The following is a 17704-nucleotide window of genomic DNA, read 5'->3' on the forward strand; positions in this document are numbered from 1 at the left end:
ACATGAGCAAGGTCGTCGCCATCACCGGGGCCGCGCGGGGGATCGGCCTCGCCACCGCCCGCGCCCTCAAGGCCAAGGGCGCCACCGTCGTCATCGGCGACATCGACGAGACCGCCGTCAAGGAGGCCGCCGAGTCGCTCGGCGTCACCGGACTCGTCGTGGACGTCACGTCCCGCGAGTCGTTCACCGCCTTCCTCGACAAGGCCGAGGAGGCCGCCGGGCCGCTCGACGTCGTCGTCAACAACGCGGGGATCATGCCGATCGGGCCCGTCACCGACGAGAGCGACGCCGACGCCCGCCGCTGCATCGACATCAACGTGCACGGCGTGATGCTTGGCACCAAGCTCGCCCTCGGCCGGATGCTGCCGCGCGGCGAGGGCCACATCATCAACATCGCCTCGCTCGCCGGCGTCATGTTCACCCCCGGCCTCGCGCTCTACAACGCCAGCAAGGCCGCCGTCGTCGGGTTCACCGAGGCGACCCGCCTGGAGGTGCGGGACCGCGGCGTGCACGTCAGCGCCGTCCTGCCCACCTTCACCAACACCGAGCTGACCGCCGGGACGCGCAGCCCGAAGGGGCAGAAGAACTGCGAGCCCGAGGACATCGCCGCGGCCGTCGTCGAGCTGATCGGCAAGCCGCGCCCGCAGGTCGCCGTGCCGAAGAAGCTCGGCACGCAGGTCCGGCTCGGCGCGCTGCTGCCCGAGCGGGTCCGGCAGGCGACCTCCCGGCGCCTCGGCCTGGACAAGATCTTCCTGGAGTACGACCCCGACGCCCGCAAGGCCTACGACTCGCGCATCCGCTCGAGCTCCTAGCTCCGTCGACTTGCGGCGTGTTGCCCTTATGCGAGCGCTGATAAGGGCAACTCGCCGCAAGTCAGCGCGCCTGGCGCGCCCTGCGGAACGCGCGGCGGGCCTGCGGCAGGTAGCGGACGGACTCGGGCAGCAGCGGCCACACCCGCCCCGCCGCGCGGACGGCCGCCGCGAACCGCCGGTGGCGGCGCTCGTCGGCGGTGCTCCACGGCAGGTCCAGGAGTTCGCGCATCCGCGGGTGCAGGCCGCCGACCGTGATGAACCGGGCGACCGCGTTCAGCGGCGGCGACACCGCCCGCCACACCGGCGCCGGCACCTTCGGCGGCCGGGGGAGCCCCTTCTTCACGTAGCCGACGCCGTACCGGGCCGTCTTGTGCGGGACGACCTCCTCGTCCAGCATCCGCTTCCAGTACGCCTGGAACGCCTCCCAGTCCTCCGGCATGGCCCGGTCGCTGACCCCGTACATCCGGAACCAGGTCTTGGACTCCTCGTAGATCCGGCGCTTCTCGTCCTCGCCGAGCGGCCGGATGAAGGTCTCGATGCCGTACAGCATGTTGTCGAGGAAGGTCGCGTGCGCCCAGTAGTAGGTCTCGGGATCGAGCGCGTGGTAGCGGGAGCCGTCCGGCATCGTGCCCTTGATGCCGCGGTGGTAGTCGCGGACCTTCCGGCCCGTCTCGGCCGACCGCTCCCCGCCGTACACGGTGTCGAGGATGGGGCCGGCGGACCGCTTCAGCCGCGCGAACGTCTCGGAGAAGAACACCGAGTGGTCGAGGACGCCCTGGCCGAGCGCGGGGAGCATGTTCTGCAGCACGGCCGCCCGCGGGCCGACGAGGAGCATCCGGGTGTCGCCGAAGTACCGCCAGGTCAGTGAGCCGGGCCCGAGGGGGGCCGGGGTCCGCGCGTCGGCCTCGTCCGTCATGTGCACCGCCGGGGGTCGGGACAGAAGTACAGATCGACGATTATTGTAACTGTGTTTCATCCCAGTGGCGGGGCCCGGGTGCCCCCGGCGGTTAGGGTGCGGGCATGACCACGGACGCGAGCATCAGGGAAGGGCTGCGGGCCCGGCTGGCGGCGCCGGACACCGGCGCCGACGATCTCGACACCCGCATCCTGGACGCCGCGCTCGCGGAGTTCGAGACCTACGGGCTGCGCCGGGTCAGCGTCGAGGACGTCGCCAAGCGGGCCGGGGTCGCGCGCACCACCATCTACCGGCGGTTCACCAACAAGGAGCAGCTGCTCCAGGCCGTGATCCTGCGCGAGTGCCGCCGCTTCCTCACCGCGATCTCGGAGGCCACCGAGGACCTCGCCTCCCCGGAGGACGCCGTCGTCGAGGGCTTCGTGGTCGGCCTGCGCAGCGCCCGCACGCACCCGCTGCTGGCGCGCGTCCTGCAGAGCGAGCCCGAGGCGTTCCTGCCGCAGCTCAGCATGAACGGCGGCGCGGTGATGCTCGCTGCCCGCGACATCCTCGCCGACCGGCTGCGCCGCGCCCGCCCCGGCGACGCCGAGGACCACGACACCGTGGCCGAGGTCCTGCTCAGGCTCGCGGTGTCGCTCCTCCTCGTACCGGGCGGCGGCCTCGCCCTCGACAGCGAAGACGCAATGCGCACGTTCGCCCGCGATTACCTAACGCGGATGCTTCACCCCGGTAGGGCCTGAGCGTTTCCCGACCGCGCCGTGTCCCGTACGCTCTGGCTGTCGAATTGCGTTCTAGAACCGGAGGCGCGGCATGGCGGATGTCGTACAGACGACCTACGGGAAGGTGCGGGGCACGGCACGGGACGGCGTCACCGCCTTCCTCGGCATCCCCTACGCGGCGCCGCCTTTCGGGCCGAACCGCTTCCAGGCGCCCCGCCCTCCGGAGCCGTGGGACGGCGTCCGCGACGCCTTCGAGTACGGGCCGACCGCGCCCAAGCCCGGCTACCCGAAGGTGTTCGCCTCGCTCCTGCCCGACCCCGAGATCCCGGGCGACGACTGCCTCAACCTGAACGTGTGGACTCCCCGCGTCCCGGACGGCTCCGGACCGGACGACGCGGGCCTCCCGGTGATGGTGTGGATCCACGGCGGCGCGTTCCGGAACGGGTCGGGCGCCGTGCCCGTCTACAGCGGCCACACCTTCGCCCGCGACGGCGTCGTCTGCGTGACGATCAACTACCGGCTCGGCGTCGAGGGCTTCGCGCACCTGCCAGGCGCCCCGCTCAACCGGGGGCTGCTCGACCAGATCGCCGCGCTGGAGTGGGTCCGCGACAACATCGCCGCGTTCGGCGGCGACCCGGCCCGGGTCACCGTGTTCGGCGAGTCGGCGGGCGCGATGAGCGTCACCACCCTGCTCTCCCTCGACCTCGGCCTCTTCCACCGCGCCATCGCGCAGAGCGGCGCGGGCAGCATCGCCCAGGACCCCGACGACGCCCTGCTCGTCGTCAAGGAGATGGCCGCCCGCCTCGGCGTCGAGCCCACCGCCGAGGGGTTCGCCGCCCTCGACCCGGCCGCGATCATCCCGGTGCAGAACGCCGTCGCCACCGAGGTCGCCGCGCTCCCCGACCCCGGGCGCTGGGGCGCCACCACCGCCGCGGGCGGCATGGCGCTGACGCCCGTCCTGGACGGCGAGCTGATCGCCCGGCGCCCCGAGGACGCCATCGCCGCCGGCGCCGGGCGGGACGTGGACCTGCTCATCGGCTACACCACCGAGGAGTTCCGGCTCTTCCTGATGCCGACGGGGATCGCCGCCGCCCTCACCGACGAGCTGGTCGGGGCCGTCACCGCGGGCATGGGCGTCCCGCCGGACCTGCCGGCCGCCTACCGCGCCCACCACCCCGACATGGCGCCCGGCGAGCTGATGGCGGCGATCATCACCGACAGCCTGTTCCGCATCCCCGCGCACCGCGCCGCAGCCGGGCACACGGCGTCCGGCGGGCGCACCTGGATGTACGAGTTCGCGTGGCGGTCGCCCAACCAGGACCTCGGCGCCTGCCACGCCCTGGAGCTCGGCTTCGTGTTCGACAACCTCACCGCCGAGGGCCAGGGCCTGACCGGCCCGAACCCGCCGCAGGGGCTCGCCGACCGCATGCACCGCGCCTGGACCCGCTTCGCCGCCGAAGGCGACCCCGGCTGGCAGCCGTACGACCCGGAGGCCCGCCCCGTGATGGTCTTCGACGCCCCCGGCGACGAGATCGTCCCCGACCCCCACAGCCTTGATCGCAAGCTGTGGGACTAGAGGAGGTCTTTGACTACGTGTTCGGCTATTGCCAGGGAGGACGTCGCGGCGGGGGACGGGGCGTTGCGGATCGTCGTGATCGGGCCTAGGCGGCCGATGCGGAAGTCGTCGACGAGCGAGCCGTCGGGGTCCACCGCCTGCGCGCGGACCCCGGCGGGCGCCGGCACGACGTCCGCGGCCGTCAGCTCGGGGACGAAGCCGCGCGCCTCGGCGACGAACGCCCGCTTGACCGCCGACCCGTACAGCTCACGCGCGCCCGTCCGCCAGTGCCGCCGCGCCAGGCGGCGGAAGCCGGGCCAGCGGACCGTCTCCCACAGGTCGGCGGGGCGGACGTCGCGGCGCCGGTAGCCCTCCCTGGCGAGGGCCAGGACGGCGTTCGGGCCGATGTCTACGCCGCCGTCCACGCGCCGGGTGAAGTGCACGCCGAGGAACGGGTAGCGCGGGTCGGGCACGGGATAGATGAGGCCGCGGACCAGGTCCGTCCGGGACGGGACGAGCCGGTAGTACTCGCCGCGGAACGGGATGATCGCCGGAGCGGGGGCGTCGCCCGCCAGGCGCGCCACCCGGTCGGACTGGAGGCCCGCGCACACCACGAGCCGGTCGAAGGCCAGTTCCTCGTGCGGGGACGCGACCGTGACGCGGTCGCCCGACCGGCCGATCCGCACGGCCTCGAAGCCGAGCCTGACCTCGCCGCCGCCCTCCGCCACGTCCGCGGCGAACGCGCGGGCCACCGCCGGGAAGTCGACGATCGCCGTGGTGGGGGAGTGCAGCGCCGCCGTGCCCGCCGCGTGCGGCTCGACCTCCGCGATCTCGCCGCCCGCCAGCCGCCGCAGCCGGGGGACGCCGTTGGCCTTGGCCCGACGCTCGATCTCCTCCAGCGCGGCCAGTTCTGAGGCGTCGCGCGCGACCACGAGCTTGCCGCACTCCTCGTAGGGAAGGCCGCGGTCCGCGCAGTACTCCTTGAGCAGGCCGATGCCGCGCCTGCACAGGGTCGCCTTCAGCGATCCCGGCGCGTAGTAGAGGCCCGCGTGGGCGACGCCGCTGTTGTGGCCCGTCTGGTGGGCCGCGACACGGTCCTCCTTGTCCAGGACCGTCACCTCCAGCCCCGGACGCTCCAGCGTCAGCCGGCGCGCGATCGCCAGCCCGAGAATGCCCGCGCCGACGACGCCGACCCGTGTCTCCGCCACACCCGCACCCTAGTGGGAGCGGGTCCCGCCGCCTCCGGGCGCGTCAGCTCCCGAGGCGCTTGCGCCCCTGCGCCCGCACCCGCTTGCGCTGGGACGGGTCGAGCATCATGTACCCGACGAGCGGCGCGCCGAGGACGCCGAGGATGATCAGCGCGCTCAGCCACCACGGGAAGACGAACAGGGTCAGGAAGCCGACGACGACGCCGCCGATCACTAGCTTGGTCTGGGTCGACATCTGGTACCTCCGTTGACGGGCCGCCCTCATAGTTATGAACGGCCGTACGACGACCGCTGTTCCACGATATGTCGCGAGTCCGGCGAAACGCCATGGTCAAGCGGCCCCCTGTCCGGAGCCGGTGCCGGATGCCGCCTCAGATGCGCAGGGAGAGCTGGCCGCCGCCGAGGGTCCGCAGGACCTCGGCGTGCAGCTTGCCGTTCGTGCAGACGACGCTGCCGCCGTCGGGGCCCGGCACGCCGGACAGGTCGGTGAACATGCCGCCTGCCTCCTCCACGATGACCTGGAGCGCGGCGAGGTCCCAGAGCGACACCTCGGGCTCGGTGGAGATGTCGACGGCGCCCTCGGCGACCATCATGTGCGACCAGAAGTCGCCGAACGCCCGCGTCCGCCACACCGAGCGGGTCAGTTCGAGGAACCGGGGGAGCCGGTCCTGCTCCTCCCAGCCGCTGAGGCTGGAGAACGACAGCGAGGCGTCCGACAGCTCGCTCACCGACGAGACGCTCATGCGGGTGGCGCGGGTCAGGCTCCGGCCCGTCCAGGCGCCGCCGCCCCGGGCCGCCCACCAGCGGCGGTTCAGCGCGGGCGCCGACACCACCCCGACGACGATCTCGTCGTTCTCCATCAGCGCGATCAGGGTGGCCCACACCGGGACGCCGCGCACGAAGTTCTTCGTCGCGTCGATCGGGTCGATGATCCAGCAGCGGTTGCCGTATCCGGTCCTGCCGTACTCCTCGCCGAGGACCGCGTCCCGCGGGCGGGCCCGCTTCAGCGTGCCGCGGATCTGCTCCTCCACGCTGCGGTCGGCGTCGCTGACCGGCGTCAGGTCCGGCTTGGTCTCGATGTCGAGATCGAGCGCGCGGAAACGCCTGGTCGTGATGTCGTCGGCCCCGTCCGCCAGCACATGCGCGAGACGCAGGTCATCGGAATAGCCCGCCACGGCGTGCAACGCTACCCTGATCAACGCCTGTCCAGACACACCCACCCGGGCCCTTCCGGCGTTTCGGTCGGCCAGGTGCGGCGCGCCGGACGCGATACCCCGCATACCGGGACGGGTGGTGGCAGCATGGGGGCCATGGCGCACGATCTCCCCGAGTGGGTGGCCGAGCTGACCGACCCCCGCCGGGCGGAGACGCTCGACGAGCTCGCCGACCGCCTCGTCCCCCTGGCCGAGCACGTCATCGACGTCTCCCGCCGGCTGAACGCGCAGCTCGGCGAGCTGAACGATCCGTTCAAACGCGAGGCGCTGTACGAGCGGGTGGAAAGCCTCAAGGGCCGCGTGGGCGAATCCCTGGAGGAGGTCAACGCGGAGATCGCCGCGTCCGTCCGGCAGCGCGTCGAACGGATCCTGGCCGACTGGACGGACCGCGCGGGCGGCGGCGGCCCGGGGGAGCGGGAACTGCGGCGCCGGCTCGACCGCGAGATAGTCCCGGCGCTGACCCGGCAGCAGCAGGACGTCGCCGAGCGGGTCGCCGCGCGCACCTCCGAGGCCCTGGAGGAGGCGACGCAGCTGCTGCTCACGCGGATCGAGCAGCTCGCCGAGCCGGTCACCGACCTGGTCCACCACGTCCTCCCGCTGGCCCACGACGGGCTGGCGCTCGCCGGCCGGATCTCGACGCTGTCGGGCCGCGCCCGCACCGCGGGGCCGGGCCCGATCCCGGACGACCTGCGGGACGCCGGGACCGAGACGTCCCGGGCGTTCGACGAGGCCGTCGCGCGGCTGGAGCTGGAGTGGTCGGCGCTCGGCGCCCGGTCCGCGACCGTCCGGGCGGCGCTGCGGGGCGCGGAGGAGAGCGCGTTCAGCCAGGTGGTCGAGGCGATGAACCGGTGCGTGGAGGAGCTCGCGCTCTCGCACGTCCAGGCGTTGGACGCGGCCGAGGCCAAGGCGCGCACCCTCGTCGAGGGGTAGCGGGGTTAGACGGCCTGCGGGAAGCGGAACAGCCGCCCGGGATCGTGGGCGGCCTTCACCTTCCTGAGCCGGTCGAGGTTGGGGCCGTAGTAGGCGTGCGCCCAGTCCTTGAGGCCGGCGTCGATGTAGTTCACGTAGGCGGCGCCGCCCAGGTAGGGCTCCATCGCGCCGTGCGTGGCCGACAGCCAGGCGTCGTCGGGTGCGAGGTACTGGACGCAGAACAGGCCCTTCCGGTGCGGGAAGGCGGTGTCGCCCGGCCCTGTCCGCGCTATCGCGGCGCCCATCGCGTCCATGAGCACCGACCGGTTCTGCACGTCGTTGCCCTTGTCGAACCGGCTCAGCAGAGCGCGGATCGCCTCGTCCGGGAGCGGCCTGTAGGCGATGTGCGACTTCCCCGAGTACTCGGTCCGGGGAAAGGCGCCGCCGGGGCGCTGCCCGGGAAGTGCGCCCTCCCCGTGGCACTGCTCCACCGACTGCCCGGCGCAGCCGCCCATGAACTTCATCGCGTCCATGTAGGGACGGCTCTGGGCGGTGGACGAGGCGGGGTCCGCCCCGATCGCGGCCGTGAGCCGCTCCATGTGGCCGCTCGCGCCGTCGAGCGCGAGGCCGGCCACCTCGATGCCCGGCGTGCCCTCATCGGGGCCGGTGTCGAGATGCAGGCTCGTCCAGACCTCGCCGGGCGCCGCCGGCGCCCAGCGCTGCCAGCCGCGGACCACCTCGGCCGCCTTGCGCCACGGCCAGCGCATGCTGAACGGCGCCACGTCGCCCACCTCGTGCGTCCGGAACGTGAACGACACCGCCACGCCGAAGTTGCCGCCGCCTCCGCCCCGGCACGCCCAGAAAAGGTCGGGGCTCTGCTGCGCGTCGCATGTCAGGACCCGTCCGTCCGCCGTGACGAGCTGGACCGCCTCCAGGACGTCGCACGACAGCCCGTACGCGCGGGACGTCACGCCCAACCCGCCGCCTAGCGTCAGCCCCGCCACCCCGACCGTGGGACACGTCCCGGACGGGACGCCCACGCCGTCGTCGGCGAGCTTGTCGTAGAGGTCGATCAGCCTGGTCCCGGCCCCGACCGTCGCGCGGTCGCCGTCGCGCTTCACGGCGTCCATGGGGGAGACGTCGATGACAAGGCCCGTGCCCGTCGACCAGCCCGCGTAGCTGTGCCCGCCGCATCGCACCGCGACCGGCATCCGCTTCACCGTGGCGAACGCCACGCATTCCGAGACGTCCTGCGGGGTCTCGCAGTAGGCGATGCCCGCCGGGCGGACGCGGTCGTAGCGCGGGATGTAGAGGCGCCTCGCCTCCTTGTAGGAGGAGTCGGACGGGCGGACCAGCCTGCCGTCCAGGCCGCGCTCCAGGGCGTTCCAGTCGGCGGGCCCGGTCGGCTTCGGCGACGTGGCCGGCTTCGGTGACGTGGGCGGACGCCTCGGCGGGGACGGCCGCTCCTCGGAACACCCGGCGAGGCCGAGCCCGCCGAGCCCGAGTCCGCCGAGGGCCGCCGCCTTGAGCATCGCTCGCCGCTCCATGCGCCCATTGTGGCGCTTCGCCCCGCCCGCGCGGGCCGGGATCCGCGGCGCCGCGGACTATTCGGGCTCGCCCTCGCGGCTGGCGAGGAGGCGGCGCAGGGAGTCGAGGCGGGCCCGGCTGGCGTGGCCCTCCTCGACCCAGCCGTCGAGGCCGCAGTCGTCCTGGAGGTGGTCGCAGCGAGGCGGGCAGCGTTCGGCCGCGCCCTCGGCGAGGTCCTCGAACGCGCCGAGGACGTTCTCCGGGTCGACGTGCGCGAGGCCGAAGCTGCGCACGCCCGGGGTGTCGATGATCCAGCCGTCGCCGCCGGGCAGCTCCAGCGCGATCGCCGAGGAGGAGGTGTGGCGGCCCCGGCCGGTGACGGCGTTGACGTGGCTCACAGCGCGTTCGGCGTCCGGGACCAGCGCGTTCACCAGCGTCGACTTGCCGACGCCCGAGTGGCCGACGAGGACGCTGGTGCGGCCGGCGAGGTGGGCGCGCAGCTCGCCGATGTCGGCGCCGCGCCGGGTCACCACGTACGGGACGCCGAGCGGCGCGTACTCGGCGACCAGGCCCTCCGGGGAGGCGAGGTCGGCCTTGGTGAGGCAGAGCAGGGGGGCCATGCCGGCGTCGTAGGCGGCGACGAGCTGCCGGTCGATCATCCGGGGGCGCGGCTCGGGGTCGGCCAGCGCCGTCACGATGACGAGGCGGTCGGCGTTCGCGACGATGATCCGCTCGAACGGGTCGGTGTCGTCGGCGGTGCGGCGCAGCGCGGAGGTGCGCGGCTCCACCCGCACGATCCGGGCCAGCGTGTCCTGCGCGCCGGACACGTCGCCGACCAGCGCGACGCGGTCGCCCACCACGACGCCCTTGCGGCCGAGCTCGCGGGCCCGCATCGCGATGACGGGGCGCTCGTCGTCGGTGCCCGGGGCGACCAGGACCCGGTACCGGCCGCGGTCCACCGCGGTCACGAACCCGGGAGAGGCGTCCTCGTGCGCGGGACGGCGGCGGGTGCGCGGCCGCGACCCCCGGCGCCCGGGCCGCACCCGGACGTCGTCCTCGTCGTAGTCGCTCGTTCGTCGTGCCAGTGGTCCGGTCCCTGCTGTCAGGCGGGCGCCAGCATCGACGCCCACTGCCGAGTGAAGTTCGGAAGAGTCTTGCCCACGGTGTCTGGATTCTCCACTTCGATGCCGGGAACGGCCAATCCGAGCAGCGCCGCCGCCATCACCATCCGGTGGTCGTCGTAGGTGCGGAAGACGCCGCCGCGCAGCGGGCGCGGGCGGATCTCCAGCCCGTCGGGCAACTCCCGGACGTCGCCGCCCAGCCCGTTGATCTCGGCGACCAGGGCGGCGAGCCGGTCGGTCTCGTGGCCGCGCAGGTGCGCGACGCCCGTCAGCCGGGACGGCGAGCCGGCCAGCGCGGCGAGGGCCGCGAGCACCGGCGTCAGCTCCCCGACCTCGTGCAGGTCGGCGTCGAGGCCGCCGAACCCGTCCCCGCCGCGCACGGTCAGGCCGTCCGGCCCGCGGGTCACCTCGGCGCCCATCGCGGCGAGCAGCCCGCGCAGCGCGTCGCCGGGCTGGGTGGTCTCCGCCGGCCAGCCGGGGATCGTCACGCGGCCCCCGGTGACCAGCGCCGCGCCGAGGAACTGCGCCGCGTTCGACAGGTCCGGCTCGATCACCCACTCGCCGCCGCGCAGCGGGCCGGGCGCGACGCGCCACACGTCGGGCCCCGTCTCGACCTCCGCGCCCGCCTGCCGCAGCATCTGGACGGTCATCGCCAGATGCGGCGCGGACGGCACCGGCGGCCCCTCGTGCCTGACCTCCACGCCCTTGTCGAACCGCGGCGCGGCCAGCAGCAGCCCCGACACCAGCTGGGAGGACGCCGAGGCGTCGATCACGACCTGGCCGCCGGGCACCGAGCCCGAGCCGCGGACGGTGAACGGGAGCGCGCCGCGGCCCCCGTCGTCGATCTCGGCGCCGAGCGCCCGCAGCGCCGTGATGATCGGGCCCATTGGGCGCTCGCGGGCGCGCGGGTCGCCGTCGACGGCCACCTCGCCCGACGCCAGGGCGGCGACCGGCGGCAGGAACCGCATCACGGTCCCGGCCAGCCCCACGTCGACGCGCGCCGGGCCCTCAAGGCGCCCCGACAGCACCTGCCAGTCGGCGCCGTCCTCCCCGATGCCCGCGCCGAGGGCGCGCAGGGCGTCCGCCATGAGCTCGGTGTCGCGGCTGTGCAGGGGCCGGGTGATGCAGGCGGGCGCCTCCGCGAGCGCGGCCAGGATCAGCGCCCGGTTGGTCATCGACTTCGACCCGGGCAGCGGCACGGTGGCGTCCACCGGGGCATGGGCGACCGGGGCGGACCAGTGCGGAGAGGACATGCCCCAAGGTTATCGGGCCGGGAGCGGCGGACGCGGGACGATCGGACCGGGAGCGAGCCGAGCGGGAGCGGGCGGAGCGGGCGTAGCGGGCACGGTCAGAGCGGGATCGTCAGCAGCGTTCCGCCGTCGTCCAGCCGGACCTCGAAGTGGTCGATCTCCTGGCGGGTGAGCCCCGTCCCGCCCTGCATGACGAGGGGCTTGGGCTGGTCCGGGACGCCGTAGCCCTTGTCGGGGACGCGCCATCCCGCGACGACGGTGCGCTCGCCGTCCCGCGACACCGCCTCCAGGTGGCACTTCAGCGGGCCCCGGATGCCCTTCAGCTCCAGGCCGACCTGCGTCCCCCAGCCCTTGTCGACCAGCCCGACGGTGCCGGACGCGCCCGTGCTCGCGTTCGCGGCGTGGAACTTCTCGCCGCTGATGGCCTGCGTCGCGGGCGGCTTCGGAGCGGGGGCCTCGCCGTCCACGGCCGCGCCGATGCCGATGCCCGCGGCCAGCGCCGTGGCCGCGGCGGCCGTGCCGACGACGTAGGCGCCGCGCCGGAACCGCCGGTCGGACCGCCGCCGGCGCCGCACCATGTCGATCACCTCCGCCGGCGGTGCGGACGGCTCGCCGCCCCCTCCCGCCCGGCGGGGGCCGGGGACCGGCCCCGCCGCGGGCGCCAGCTCGGAGAGGGCGCCCACCGTCCCGGACAGCTCGCCCAGCTCGGCCTGGCACGACCCGCACCCTCGCAGATGCGCCTCGAACGCCCGCCGATCGCCGTCTTCGAGAAGGCCCAGCGCGTAAGCGCCGACATCGGTGTGCTCGACCTGGGAACTCATGACGTCACCCCCCTCTCCTCCAAGGACACGCGCAAGGCGCGCAGCGCGTAGTACACGCGGGACTTGACCGTCCCCACCGGGATGCCCAGGTACTCGGCGGCCTGGTTCACCGTCCGGTCGCGCAGCACCGTCTCGGTCAGCGCCTGCCGGTGCGCGGGGGAGAGCGACTCCAGCGCCTCGGTCACCACGACCCTGCGCAGCAGCGCGTCCATCTCGTCCGCCATGGGGAGGTTCTCCAGGGGCCCGTCGCCGACCTCCGGCGGCCGGACCTCGCGCATCCGCCGGTTGTCGATCACGATACGCCGGGAGACCGTGGCCAGCCACGGCATCAGCGAGGAGGTCCGGTCGTCGAGCCGGTCCGCGCTGCGCCATGCCCTGATCATGGTCTCCTGCACCACGTCCTCGGCCCACGGGCGGTCGCCGCCCGTCAGCCGCAAGACGAACGCGAGGAGGGGCCGATGGTACTCGCGGTACAGCTCGGCCACCATCTCCTCGTCGGCCGCGTCCTGCGCGGCCCGCGCCGCGCCGGGGCGGCGGAGCAGGCTCCGCAGGCCGCCGCTGTGGCGGCCGGTCGATCCGGGAACTGCCATGGCCGGGGCGTCTCCGTCGTGATGGAAGGGCGGTCCTCTGGCAGTACGGAACCGCCCCGGCCCGCGGTTCAACGTTCTTGAGAATCTTTTAAGGTTCTCTTCGGGAAGTCACCGCTTCACGGCGTGGAGGGCCTTGCCCGCCTGCGCGGCGGTCCCCGCCTTGACGGTCCGTCCGGCCTTGGCCGCCTTCGCCGCCTGCGCCGCGGTCCCGGCCTTGATGGTCCGGCCCGCCCGCGCGGCCTTGGACGGCTTCGGACGGCGCCCGAACTTGAACGCGTCGCCGGCCGCCTTGGCGACCTTCACCGCGATGCCGGCCTTGGCGCCCGTCTTCGCGGTCTTGAGCACGCCGCTCGTCCTGCCCGCCTTGACTGCGGCGCCCGTCCCGGCGGTCCTGAGCGCGCCGCCGGCCTTGCTCGCCGTGACCGCGGCGCCCGCTCCGGCGGTCTTGAGCACGGTGCCCGCCTTGCCACCCGCCTTGGCGCCGGCCTTGCCGCCCGTCTTCGCGGTCTTGAGCACGCCGGTCGCCTTGCCGAGCCGGAACGCGCCGCCGGACCGGGCGCCCTTGGCGCTCCTCGACGCCTTGGCGGCCTGCCTGGCGGCCTTGCGCCCGCCCTCGGCGCGGGCCACGCGCACCTGCCGGGCCGCCTCCCGGCGCGCCTCCCGCAGCGTCACGGCGACCTCGCGGCGCATCGCCCTGGCCTCCGCGCCGCTCTTGATCTGCGTCTCGCGGGCGATGCGGCGCAGCTCGGCCGTGCGGGGCGCGCGGCGCGGCTCGGTCGCCACCATGAGCAGCGCGCCGAACAGGCCGGCGTTCTTCAGCAGGTGGGAGCGTTCGTCGGCGCGGCGCTCGGGGTCGTCCTCGGTCCAGAAGCGGTGCTCGGTCGCCAGCGCGGGGATGAGCTGCGCCGCGAGCAGCAGCGTCGTGAGCCGCCGGAACCTCCCGGTCAGCAGCAGCGCGCCGGTGCCGACGCTGAGCGCGCCCTGCATGCGGACGAGGGTCTCGGGGTCCTTGGGCAGCCAGTCGATCCGGTCGGCGACCGGCTTGACGGCCGGGCCCACCCGCTCGGCGCGTTCGCGCGGATCACGGAGGGCCTCCATGCCGGTGATGATGTACGGCGCCGCCACGAACGGGCGGGCCATGGTCGTGAAGGGTCGCATGACCCGCTACATGCCCAGCGCGCCGCGCCTCAAGCGCGGCAGGATGGGACCCATGTGCGGACGCTACGCCACCACCCGCGCGCGTCAGGAGCTGCTGGACGAGTTCCAGGTGCAGCTCGACGCGGTCGACGGGGACATCCAGCCCGACTACAACGTCGCTCCCACCAAGCAGGTCCCGGTCGTGCTCGACCGGCGGCCGAAGGACGAGCCCGACGAGGCGCCGGCGGTGCGCCAGCTGCGGACCGTGCGGTGGGGCCTCGTGCCGTCCTGGGCGAAGGACCTGTCCATCGGGTCCCGCATGATCAACGCGCGGGTCGAGACGGTGCACGAGAAGCCGTCCTACCGCCGGGCGTTCGCCAGGCGCCGCTGCCTGCTCCCCGCCGACGGCTACTTCGAGTGGTACACGATCCAGGACCAGGGCGGCGCGGCCGATCCGGCCGAAGGCGAGAAGAAGGCCAAGAAGAAGGCGCAGAAGCAGCCGTACTTCATCCGTCCCAAGGACGGCGCCGTCATGGCGATGGCCGGCCTGTACGAGCTGTGGAAGTCGCCCGAGGACGAGTGGGTGTGGACCTGCACCGTCATCACCACGAACGCGCCGGACGACCTCGGCCGGATCCACGACCGGATGCCGATGATCGTCGAGCCGGACCGGTGGGACGCCTGGCTCGACCCCGCGCTCACCGACACCGAGCGGGTGCGCGGCCTCCTGGTGCCCGCCATGGCCGGGACAATGGACGCCTACCCGGTGTCAAAGGCCGTCAACAGCGTTCGGAACAACGGCCCGGAACTCATAGAGCCGGCGAATTCCGAGGATGGTTCCGGCGGCCATTCCGAGGGCCTGTTCTGACGCGTTGCCATGTCGCGCGCCGCGCTACCGCCGCCGGGCGCTGGCCAGTAGGTGGATGCCGAGCGATTCGTCGGTCTGGCGCGCGTTGAGCTCGGTGCGGACGAGGCGTTCCAGCGCCCGCGGGGACTCGCCGAGGACGTGCTCGACCGTCGAGGGCGACAGCACCGTCCGGGGCCTGATCCACTCGACCTCCAGGCCCGCGTCGGCGAGCAGCTCGCGGAGCTGGTGCGAGGAGAACGAGCGGGTGATCGTCCCGTCCGGCCAGGGCACGAGGACGACCTCGGCGCTCGGGACGTCCGACAGGTGCGCCCAGTAGTTGCGCTCGGCCAGCAGCGCCATGCCGAGGGTGAGGGAGTCGACGCACAGCAGGACGCGGCCGCCGGGGCGCAGCACCCGGGCGATCTCGGCGATCGTGGCCTCGGTGGCGAGGTGCCGGGACAGCACGCGGTTCTCGGCGATCACGGAGTCCACGCAGGCGTCGGCGAGGTAGGACAGCGTGCCCGAGTCGGCGATCAGCGGGACCGTGCCCGCGACGGGGTGCCCGGCGGCGGACCGGGCCGGCGCCGGGCGGCCGGGCGCCGGCCGGCCGAAGCGTTCGGGGTCGCGTACCTCCAGCACCGTGTGGCCGGCCGCGGCCGCCTGGGCCGCGCTGTGTCCGTGGCCTCCCGAGATGTCCAGCACGCGGGACGGCCTGCGCGGCAGCCACCGGGTGAGCTGGGCGTCCGCCACCGCACCGTAGAACGTCCAGTACCGCGCAAGGGAGTCCCCTGACCCGTCACCGGAGGTGTCCCGCAGGCTGGCGATGGTGGGCTCGGAAGGTCGCGCCGAAGGCACCGAGTGCACCAATTGCTCCTGTTCTAGCCGTGTATGTCACATCTTTCCCCGTCCGGGGCCGGTCATCACCCTGAGTGAGGGACGGGGTCCGGCGACCCGGTTCCGGCGCGCCGCCCCCGGCCGGGAATCGGCGGGGGCGTTCCGGTGTTGCACCCTCTCACAGAGCCCTGGAAATCGGAGGTGCGAGCCGGATGACCACAGCCGTCGCCGATCAGCAGCGGAGGGCCGGAACGACCGGGCCCCGCGGCGACGCGCGGGCCCCCGCCCGAGTCGGCAGGCCTCGCGGACCGATATCGTCTGGAGGGTCGATATCGTCTGAGGGGTACGGCGCCGCCCGGCCGGTCAAGGCCACGGGCGCCAGAGCCGAGGGGGTGGGTCAGGTACCGGGCACCGCGGAGACCGTGGAGCAGCGCCAGGAGCGCTTCCAGCGCGACGTGCTCCCGTTCTTGGACCAGATGTATTCGGCCGCGCTGCGCATGACGCGCAACCCGGCCGACGCCGAGGACCTCGTCCAGGAGACGTTCGCCAAGGCGTTCGCGTCCTTCCACCAGTTCAAGGAGGGGACGAACCTCAAGGCCTGGCTCTACCGGATCCTGACCAACACGTTCATCAACTCCTACCGCAAGCGCCAGCGCCAGCCGCAGCAGGCCGCCACCGACGACATCGAGGACTGGCAGATCGCCCGTGCCGAGTCCCACACGTCGAGCGGGCTGAAGTCGGCCGAGGCCGAGGCGCTGGAGCACCTCCCCGACTCCGACGTCAAGCGGGCGCTGCAGGAGCTTCCGGAGGAGTTCCGCATCGCCGTCTACCTCGCCGACGTCGAAGGCTTCGCCTACAAGGAGATCGCCGAGATCATGGGCACGCCCATCGGCACGGTGATGTCCCGGTTGCACCGCGGCCGGCGCCAGTTGCGCGGCATGCTTGAGGACTACGCCGACGAGCGCGGGCTCACCCGCGCGAGCAGGGGGTCGACATGAGCTGCGGCAACCACCACGAGACGCCCTGCGACGAGGTGCTCGCCCGCGTCTACACCTACCTCGACGGCGAGCTCGACCAGGGCGGCTGCGGCGAGGTGCGCCAGCACCTCGACGAGTGCGGACCGTGCCTGCGCGAGTACGGCCTCGAAGAGGCCGTCAAGAAGCTCGTGAACAAGTCGTGCGGGTGCGAGCAGGCGCCCACCGACCTGCGCGCCAAGGTGCTCGGCCGCATCGAGGAGATCTGCGGCGAGATCCAGGCGACCGGGGGCGCCGGCAAGCCGGAGAGCGCCTGAGCACCGGTATCTTGCCGGTGTGCTGACACTCGTCACCGGCGCGGCCGGATTCATCGGATCCCATCTCGTCGACAGGCTCCTCGCGGACGGCCACGAGGTCGTCGGCGTGGACGACAGGTCCTCGGGAGCGAACGTCCAGCCGGGCGTCGAGCTGTGGGAGATGGACGTCAGCGACCCGGCGCTCGCCGAGCGGGCGGCCGTCCGCCGCCCCGAGGTGGTCTTCCACCTGGCCGCGCAGGTCAGCGTCCGGCTCAGCGTGGCCGACCCGCTGGGCGACGCCCGCACCAACGTGGTCGGGACGGCCAACGTGCTGGAGGCCGCCCGGGCCGCGGGCTCGCGCAAGGTCGTGTTCACCTCCAGCTGCGCCGTCTACGGGGTGCCGGACGCGCTGCCCGTCCCGCCGGACGCCGAGCTGCGGCCCGCGTCCCCGTACGCGGCCTCGAAGGTCGCGGGCGAGGTGTACGCCGGGATGTACCGGCGGCTGCACGGGATCGACTTCACCACGCTGACGCTGGCGAACGTCTACGGGCCCCGGCAGACCCCGGAGGGCGAGGCGGGAGTCGTCTCGATCTTCACGGACGCGCTGCTGGCCGGCCGCCCGACCAAGGTCTTCGGCGACGGCGCCCAGACCCGCGACTACGTCTACGTGGGGGACGTGGTGGACGCGTTCGCCCGCGCAGGCGGGGAGGCGGGCGGCGGGCTGCGCCTCAACGTGGGCACCGGCGTGCAGACGACCGACCGGGACCTGCACTCGCTCGTCGCCGCGGCGGCGGGCGCGCCCGACGAGCCGGAGTTCGCGCCGCCCCGGCTGGGCGACCTGCCCGCCATGGCGATCGACCCGCGGCCGACCCGGGAGGCGCTCGGCTGGGAGCCGGGGACGGTGCTGCGCGAAGGGCTCGCGGAGACGGTCGCCTGGGCGCGGGACCGTAATCCGGTGCGCCCCTGATCGTCCCGGC

Annotated in this window: 19 protein-coding genes; 8 read left to right on the forward strand and 11 right to left on the reverse strand. The window is 73.8% G+C overall.

Annotation, left to right across the window (positions count from 1 at the left end):
• Positions 1 to 2: 2 nt before the first annotated feature.
• A complete protein-coding gene (locus ABWI07_RS13735; RefSeq protein ID WP_149264965.1) occupies positions 3 to 812 on the forward strand; it encodes an SDR family oxidoreductase in 810 nt (269 codons plus the stop codon).
• A gap of 61 nt (positions 813 to 873) precedes the next feature.
• Here the strand turns inward: ABWI07_RS13735 and ABWI07_RS13740 are convergent, their stop codons facing one another.
• Positions 874 to 1728 (reverse strand): oxygenase MpaB family protein, encoded by an 855-nt coding sequence (locus ABWI07_RS13740; protein ID WP_353818733.1) that lies wholly within the window; start codon positions 1726 to 1728, stop codon positions 874 to 876.
• A 104-nt stretch (positions 1729 to 1832) separates the two neighbouring features.
• On the opposite strand from ABWI07_RS13740, the gene ABWI07_RS13745 reads away from it, so the two are divergent.
• Together ABWI07_RS13745 and ABWI07_RS13750 are read left to right on the forward strand one after the other, a co-directional pair.
• Positions 1833 to 2465, forward strand: coding sequence for a TetR/AcrR family transcriptional regulator (locus ABWI07_RS13745; RefSeq protein WP_149264963.1), 633 nt, complete (start codon positions 1833 to 1835; stop codon positions 2463 to 2465).
• 70 nt (positions 2466 to 2535) lie between these two features.
• Positions 2536 to 4020, forward strand: coding sequence for a carboxylesterase/lipase family protein (locus ABWI07_RS13750; protein ID WP_353818734.1), 1485 nt, complete (start codon positions 2536 to 2538; stop codon positions 4018 to 4020).
• Here ABWI07_RS13750 and lhgD read toward each other — a convergent pair.
• From lhgD to hisN, 3 genes are all read right to left on the reverse strand, one after another.
• On the reverse strand, positions 4017 to 5207 hold the full coding sequence (gene lhgD / locus ABWI07_RS13755; RefSeq protein ID WP_353818735.1) for an L-2-hydroxyglutarate dehydrogenase: 1191 nt from the start codon (positions 5205 to 5207) through the stop codon (positions 4017 to 4019). The two genes, ABWI07_RS13750 and lhgD, sit on opposite strands and share 4 nt — an antisense overlap.
• A 43-nt stretch (positions 5208 to 5250) precedes the next feature.
• A complete protein-coding gene (locus ABWI07_RS13760; protein ID WP_141577897.1) occupies positions 5251 to 5442 on the reverse strand; it encodes a tail-anchor membrane protein in 192 nt (63 codons plus the stop codon).
• A gap of 136 nt (positions 5443 to 5578) precedes the next feature.
• Positions 5579 to 6382: a histidinol-phosphatase gene (gene hisN / locus ABWI07_RS13765; protein WP_149264960.1), complete on the reverse strand. Its 804-nt coding sequence runs from the start codon at positions 6380 to 6382 to the stop codon at positions 5579 to 5581.
• Between the two features lie 135 nt (positions 6383 to 6517).
• Here hisN and ABWI07_RS13770 point away from each other — a divergent pair, with 135 nt between their 5' ends.
• On the forward strand, positions 6518 to 7351 hold the full coding sequence (locus ABWI07_RS13770; protein ID WP_353818736.1) for a hypothetical protein: 834 nt from the start codon (positions 6518 to 6520) through the stop codon (positions 7349 to 7351).
• Positions 7352 to 7356: 5 nt separating this feature from the next.
• Here ABWI07_RS13770 and ABWI07_RS13775 read toward each other — a convergent pair whose 3' ends face one another.
• The 6 genes from ABWI07_RS13775 to ABWI07_RS13800 form a co-directional block, all read right to left on the reverse strand.
• Complete coding sequence (locus ABWI07_RS13775) at positions 7357 to 8877, reverse strand: FAD-binding oxidoreductase (RefSeq protein WP_353818737.1); 1521 nt, start codon at positions 8875 to 8877, stop codon at positions 7357 to 7359.
• Between the two features lie 57 nt (positions 8878 to 8934).
• Entirely contained in the window at positions 8935 to 9942 is a 1008-nt protein-coding gene (gene rsgA / locus ABWI07_RS13780) for a ribosome small subunit-dependent GTPase A (RefSeq protein WP_353818760.1), read from the reverse strand.
• A 17-nt stretch (positions 9943 to 9959) separates the two neighbouring features.
• Positions 9960 to 11231 (reverse strand): 3-phosphoshikimate 1-carboxyvinyltransferase, encoded by a 1272-nt coding sequence (gene aroA / locus ABWI07_RS13785; protein WP_353818738.1) that lies wholly within the window; start codon positions 11229 to 11231, stop codon positions 9960 to 9962.
• Between the two features lie 95 nt (positions 11232 to 11326).
• A complete protein-coding gene (locus ABWI07_RS13790) occupies positions 11327 to 12049 on the reverse strand; it encodes an anti-sigma factor family protein (protein ID WP_353818739.1) in 723 nt (240 codons plus the stop codon).
• The gene (locus ABWI07_RS13795) at positions 12046 to 12639 is read right to left on the reverse strand and encodes a sigma-70 family RNA polymerase sigma factor (RefSeq protein ID WP_149264955.1); all 594 of its coding nucleotides are present in this window, start codon (positions 12637 to 12639) and stop codon (positions 12046 to 12048) included. Before ABWI07_RS13795 ends, ABWI07_RS13790 begins: the two co-directional genes overlap by 4 nt.
• Positions 12640 to 12747: 108 nt before the next feature.
• A complete protein-coding gene (locus tag ABWI07_RS13800) occupies positions 12748 to 13797 on the reverse strand; it encodes a DoxX family membrane protein (protein WP_353818740.1) in 1050 nt (349 codons plus the stop codon).
• Positions 13798 to 13849: 52 nt separating this feature from the next.
• Here ABWI07_RS13800 and ABWI07_RS13805 point away from each other — a divergent pair, with 52 nt between their 5' ends.
• Entirely contained in the window at positions 13850 to 14644 is a 795-nt protein-coding gene (locus tag ABWI07_RS13805) for an SOS response-associated peptidase (protein ID WP_200842463.1), read from the forward strand.
• A 24-nt stretch (positions 14645 to 14668) separates the two neighbouring features.
• Here ABWI07_RS13805 and ABWI07_RS13810 read toward each other — a convergent pair whose 3' ends face one another.
• Entirely contained in the window at positions 14669 to 15487 is an 819-nt protein-coding gene (locus tag ABWI07_RS13810) for a class I SAM-dependent methyltransferase (protein ID WP_308801028.1), read from the reverse strand.
• Positions 15488 to 15849: 362 nt separating this feature from the next.
• Here ABWI07_RS13810 and ABWI07_RS13815 point away from each other — a divergent pair, with 362 nt between their 5' ends.
• Genes ABWI07_RS13815 through ABWI07_RS13825 form a run of 3 tightly spaced genes read left to right on the forward strand, consistent with a single transcriptional unit; the run spans position 15850 to position 17694 of the window.
• Positions 15850 to 16455: a sigma-70 family RNA polymerase sigma factor gene (locus tag ABWI07_RS13815; RefSeq protein WP_141577890.1), complete on the forward strand. Its 606-nt coding sequence runs from the start codon at positions 15850 to 15852 to the stop codon at positions 16453 to 16455.
• Positions 16452 to 16748, forward strand: coding sequence for a mycothiol system anti-sigma-R factor (rsrA, locus tag ABWI07_RS13820; protein ID WP_149264954.1), 297 nt, complete (start codon positions 16452 to 16454; stop codon positions 16746 to 16748). Before ABWI07_RS13815 ends, rsrA begins: the two co-directional genes overlap by 4 nt.
• Positions 16749 to 16767: 19 nt before the next feature.
• Entirely contained in the window at positions 16768 to 17694 is a 927-nt protein-coding gene (locus tag ABWI07_RS13825) for an NAD-dependent epimerase/dehydratase family protein (protein WP_149264953.1), read from the forward strand.
• The last annotated feature ends 10 nt before the right edge of the window (positions 17695 to 17704 follow it).

The organism is Actinomadura sp. NPDC000600, from assembly GCF_040492135.1.
Classification (GTDB): Bacteria; Actinomycetota; Actinomycetes; order Streptosporangiales; family Streptosporangiaceae; genus Spirillospora.

Coding starts and splice junctions, on each gene's coding strand:
- ABWI07_RS13775 (WP_353818737.1), bottom strand. CDS start 8,877: ATGGAGCGGCGAGCGATGCTCAAGGCGGCGGCCCTCGGCGGACTCGGG.
- ABWI07_RS13800 (WP_353818740.1), bottom strand. CDS start 13,797: ATGCGACCCTTCACGACCATGGCCCGCCCGTTCGTGGCGGCGCCGTAC.
- ABWI07_RS13770 (WP_353818736.1), top strand. CDS start 6,518: ATGGCGCACGATCTCCCCGAGTGGGTGGCCGAGCTGACCGACCCCCGC.
- ABWI07_RS13805 (WP_200842463.1), top strand. CDS start 13,850: ATGTGCGGACGCTACGCCACCACCCGCGCGCGTCAGGAGCTGCTGGAC.
- ABWI07_RS13740 (WP_353818733.1), bottom strand. CDS start 1,728: ATGACGGACGAGGCCGACGCGCGGACCCCGGCCCCCCTCGGGCCCGGC.
- ABWI07_RS13735 (WP_149264965.1), top strand. CDS start 3: ATGAGCAAGGTCGTCGCCATCACCGGGGCCGCGCGGGGGATCGGCCTC.
- ABWI07_RS13745 (WP_149264963.1), top strand. CDS start 1,833: ATGACCACGGACGCGAGCATCAGGGAAGGGCTGCGGGCCCGGCTGGCG.
- rsrA (WP_149264954.1), top strand. CDS start 16,452: ATGAGCTGCGGCAACCACCACGAGACGCCCTGCGACGAGGTGCTCGCC.
- ABWI07_RS13750 (WP_353818734.1), top strand. CDS start 2,536: ATGGCGGATGTCGTACAGACGACCTACGGGAAGGTGCGGGGCACGGCA.
- ABWI07_RS13760 (WP_141577897.1), bottom strand. CDS start 5,442: ATGTCGACCCAGACCAAGCTAGTGATCGGCGGCGTCGTCGTCGGCTTC.
- ABWI07_RS13790 (WP_353818739.1), bottom strand. CDS start 12,049: ATGAGTTCCCAGGTCGAGCACACCGATGTCGGCGCTTACGCGCTGGGC.
- aroA (WP_353818738.1), bottom strand. CDS start 11,231: ATGTCCTCTCCGCACTGGTCCGCCCCGGTCGCCCATGCCCCGGTGGAC.
- ABWI07_RS13795 (WP_149264955.1), bottom strand. CDS start 12,639: ATGGCAGTTCCCGGATCGACCGGCCGCCACAGCGGCGGCCTGCGGAGC.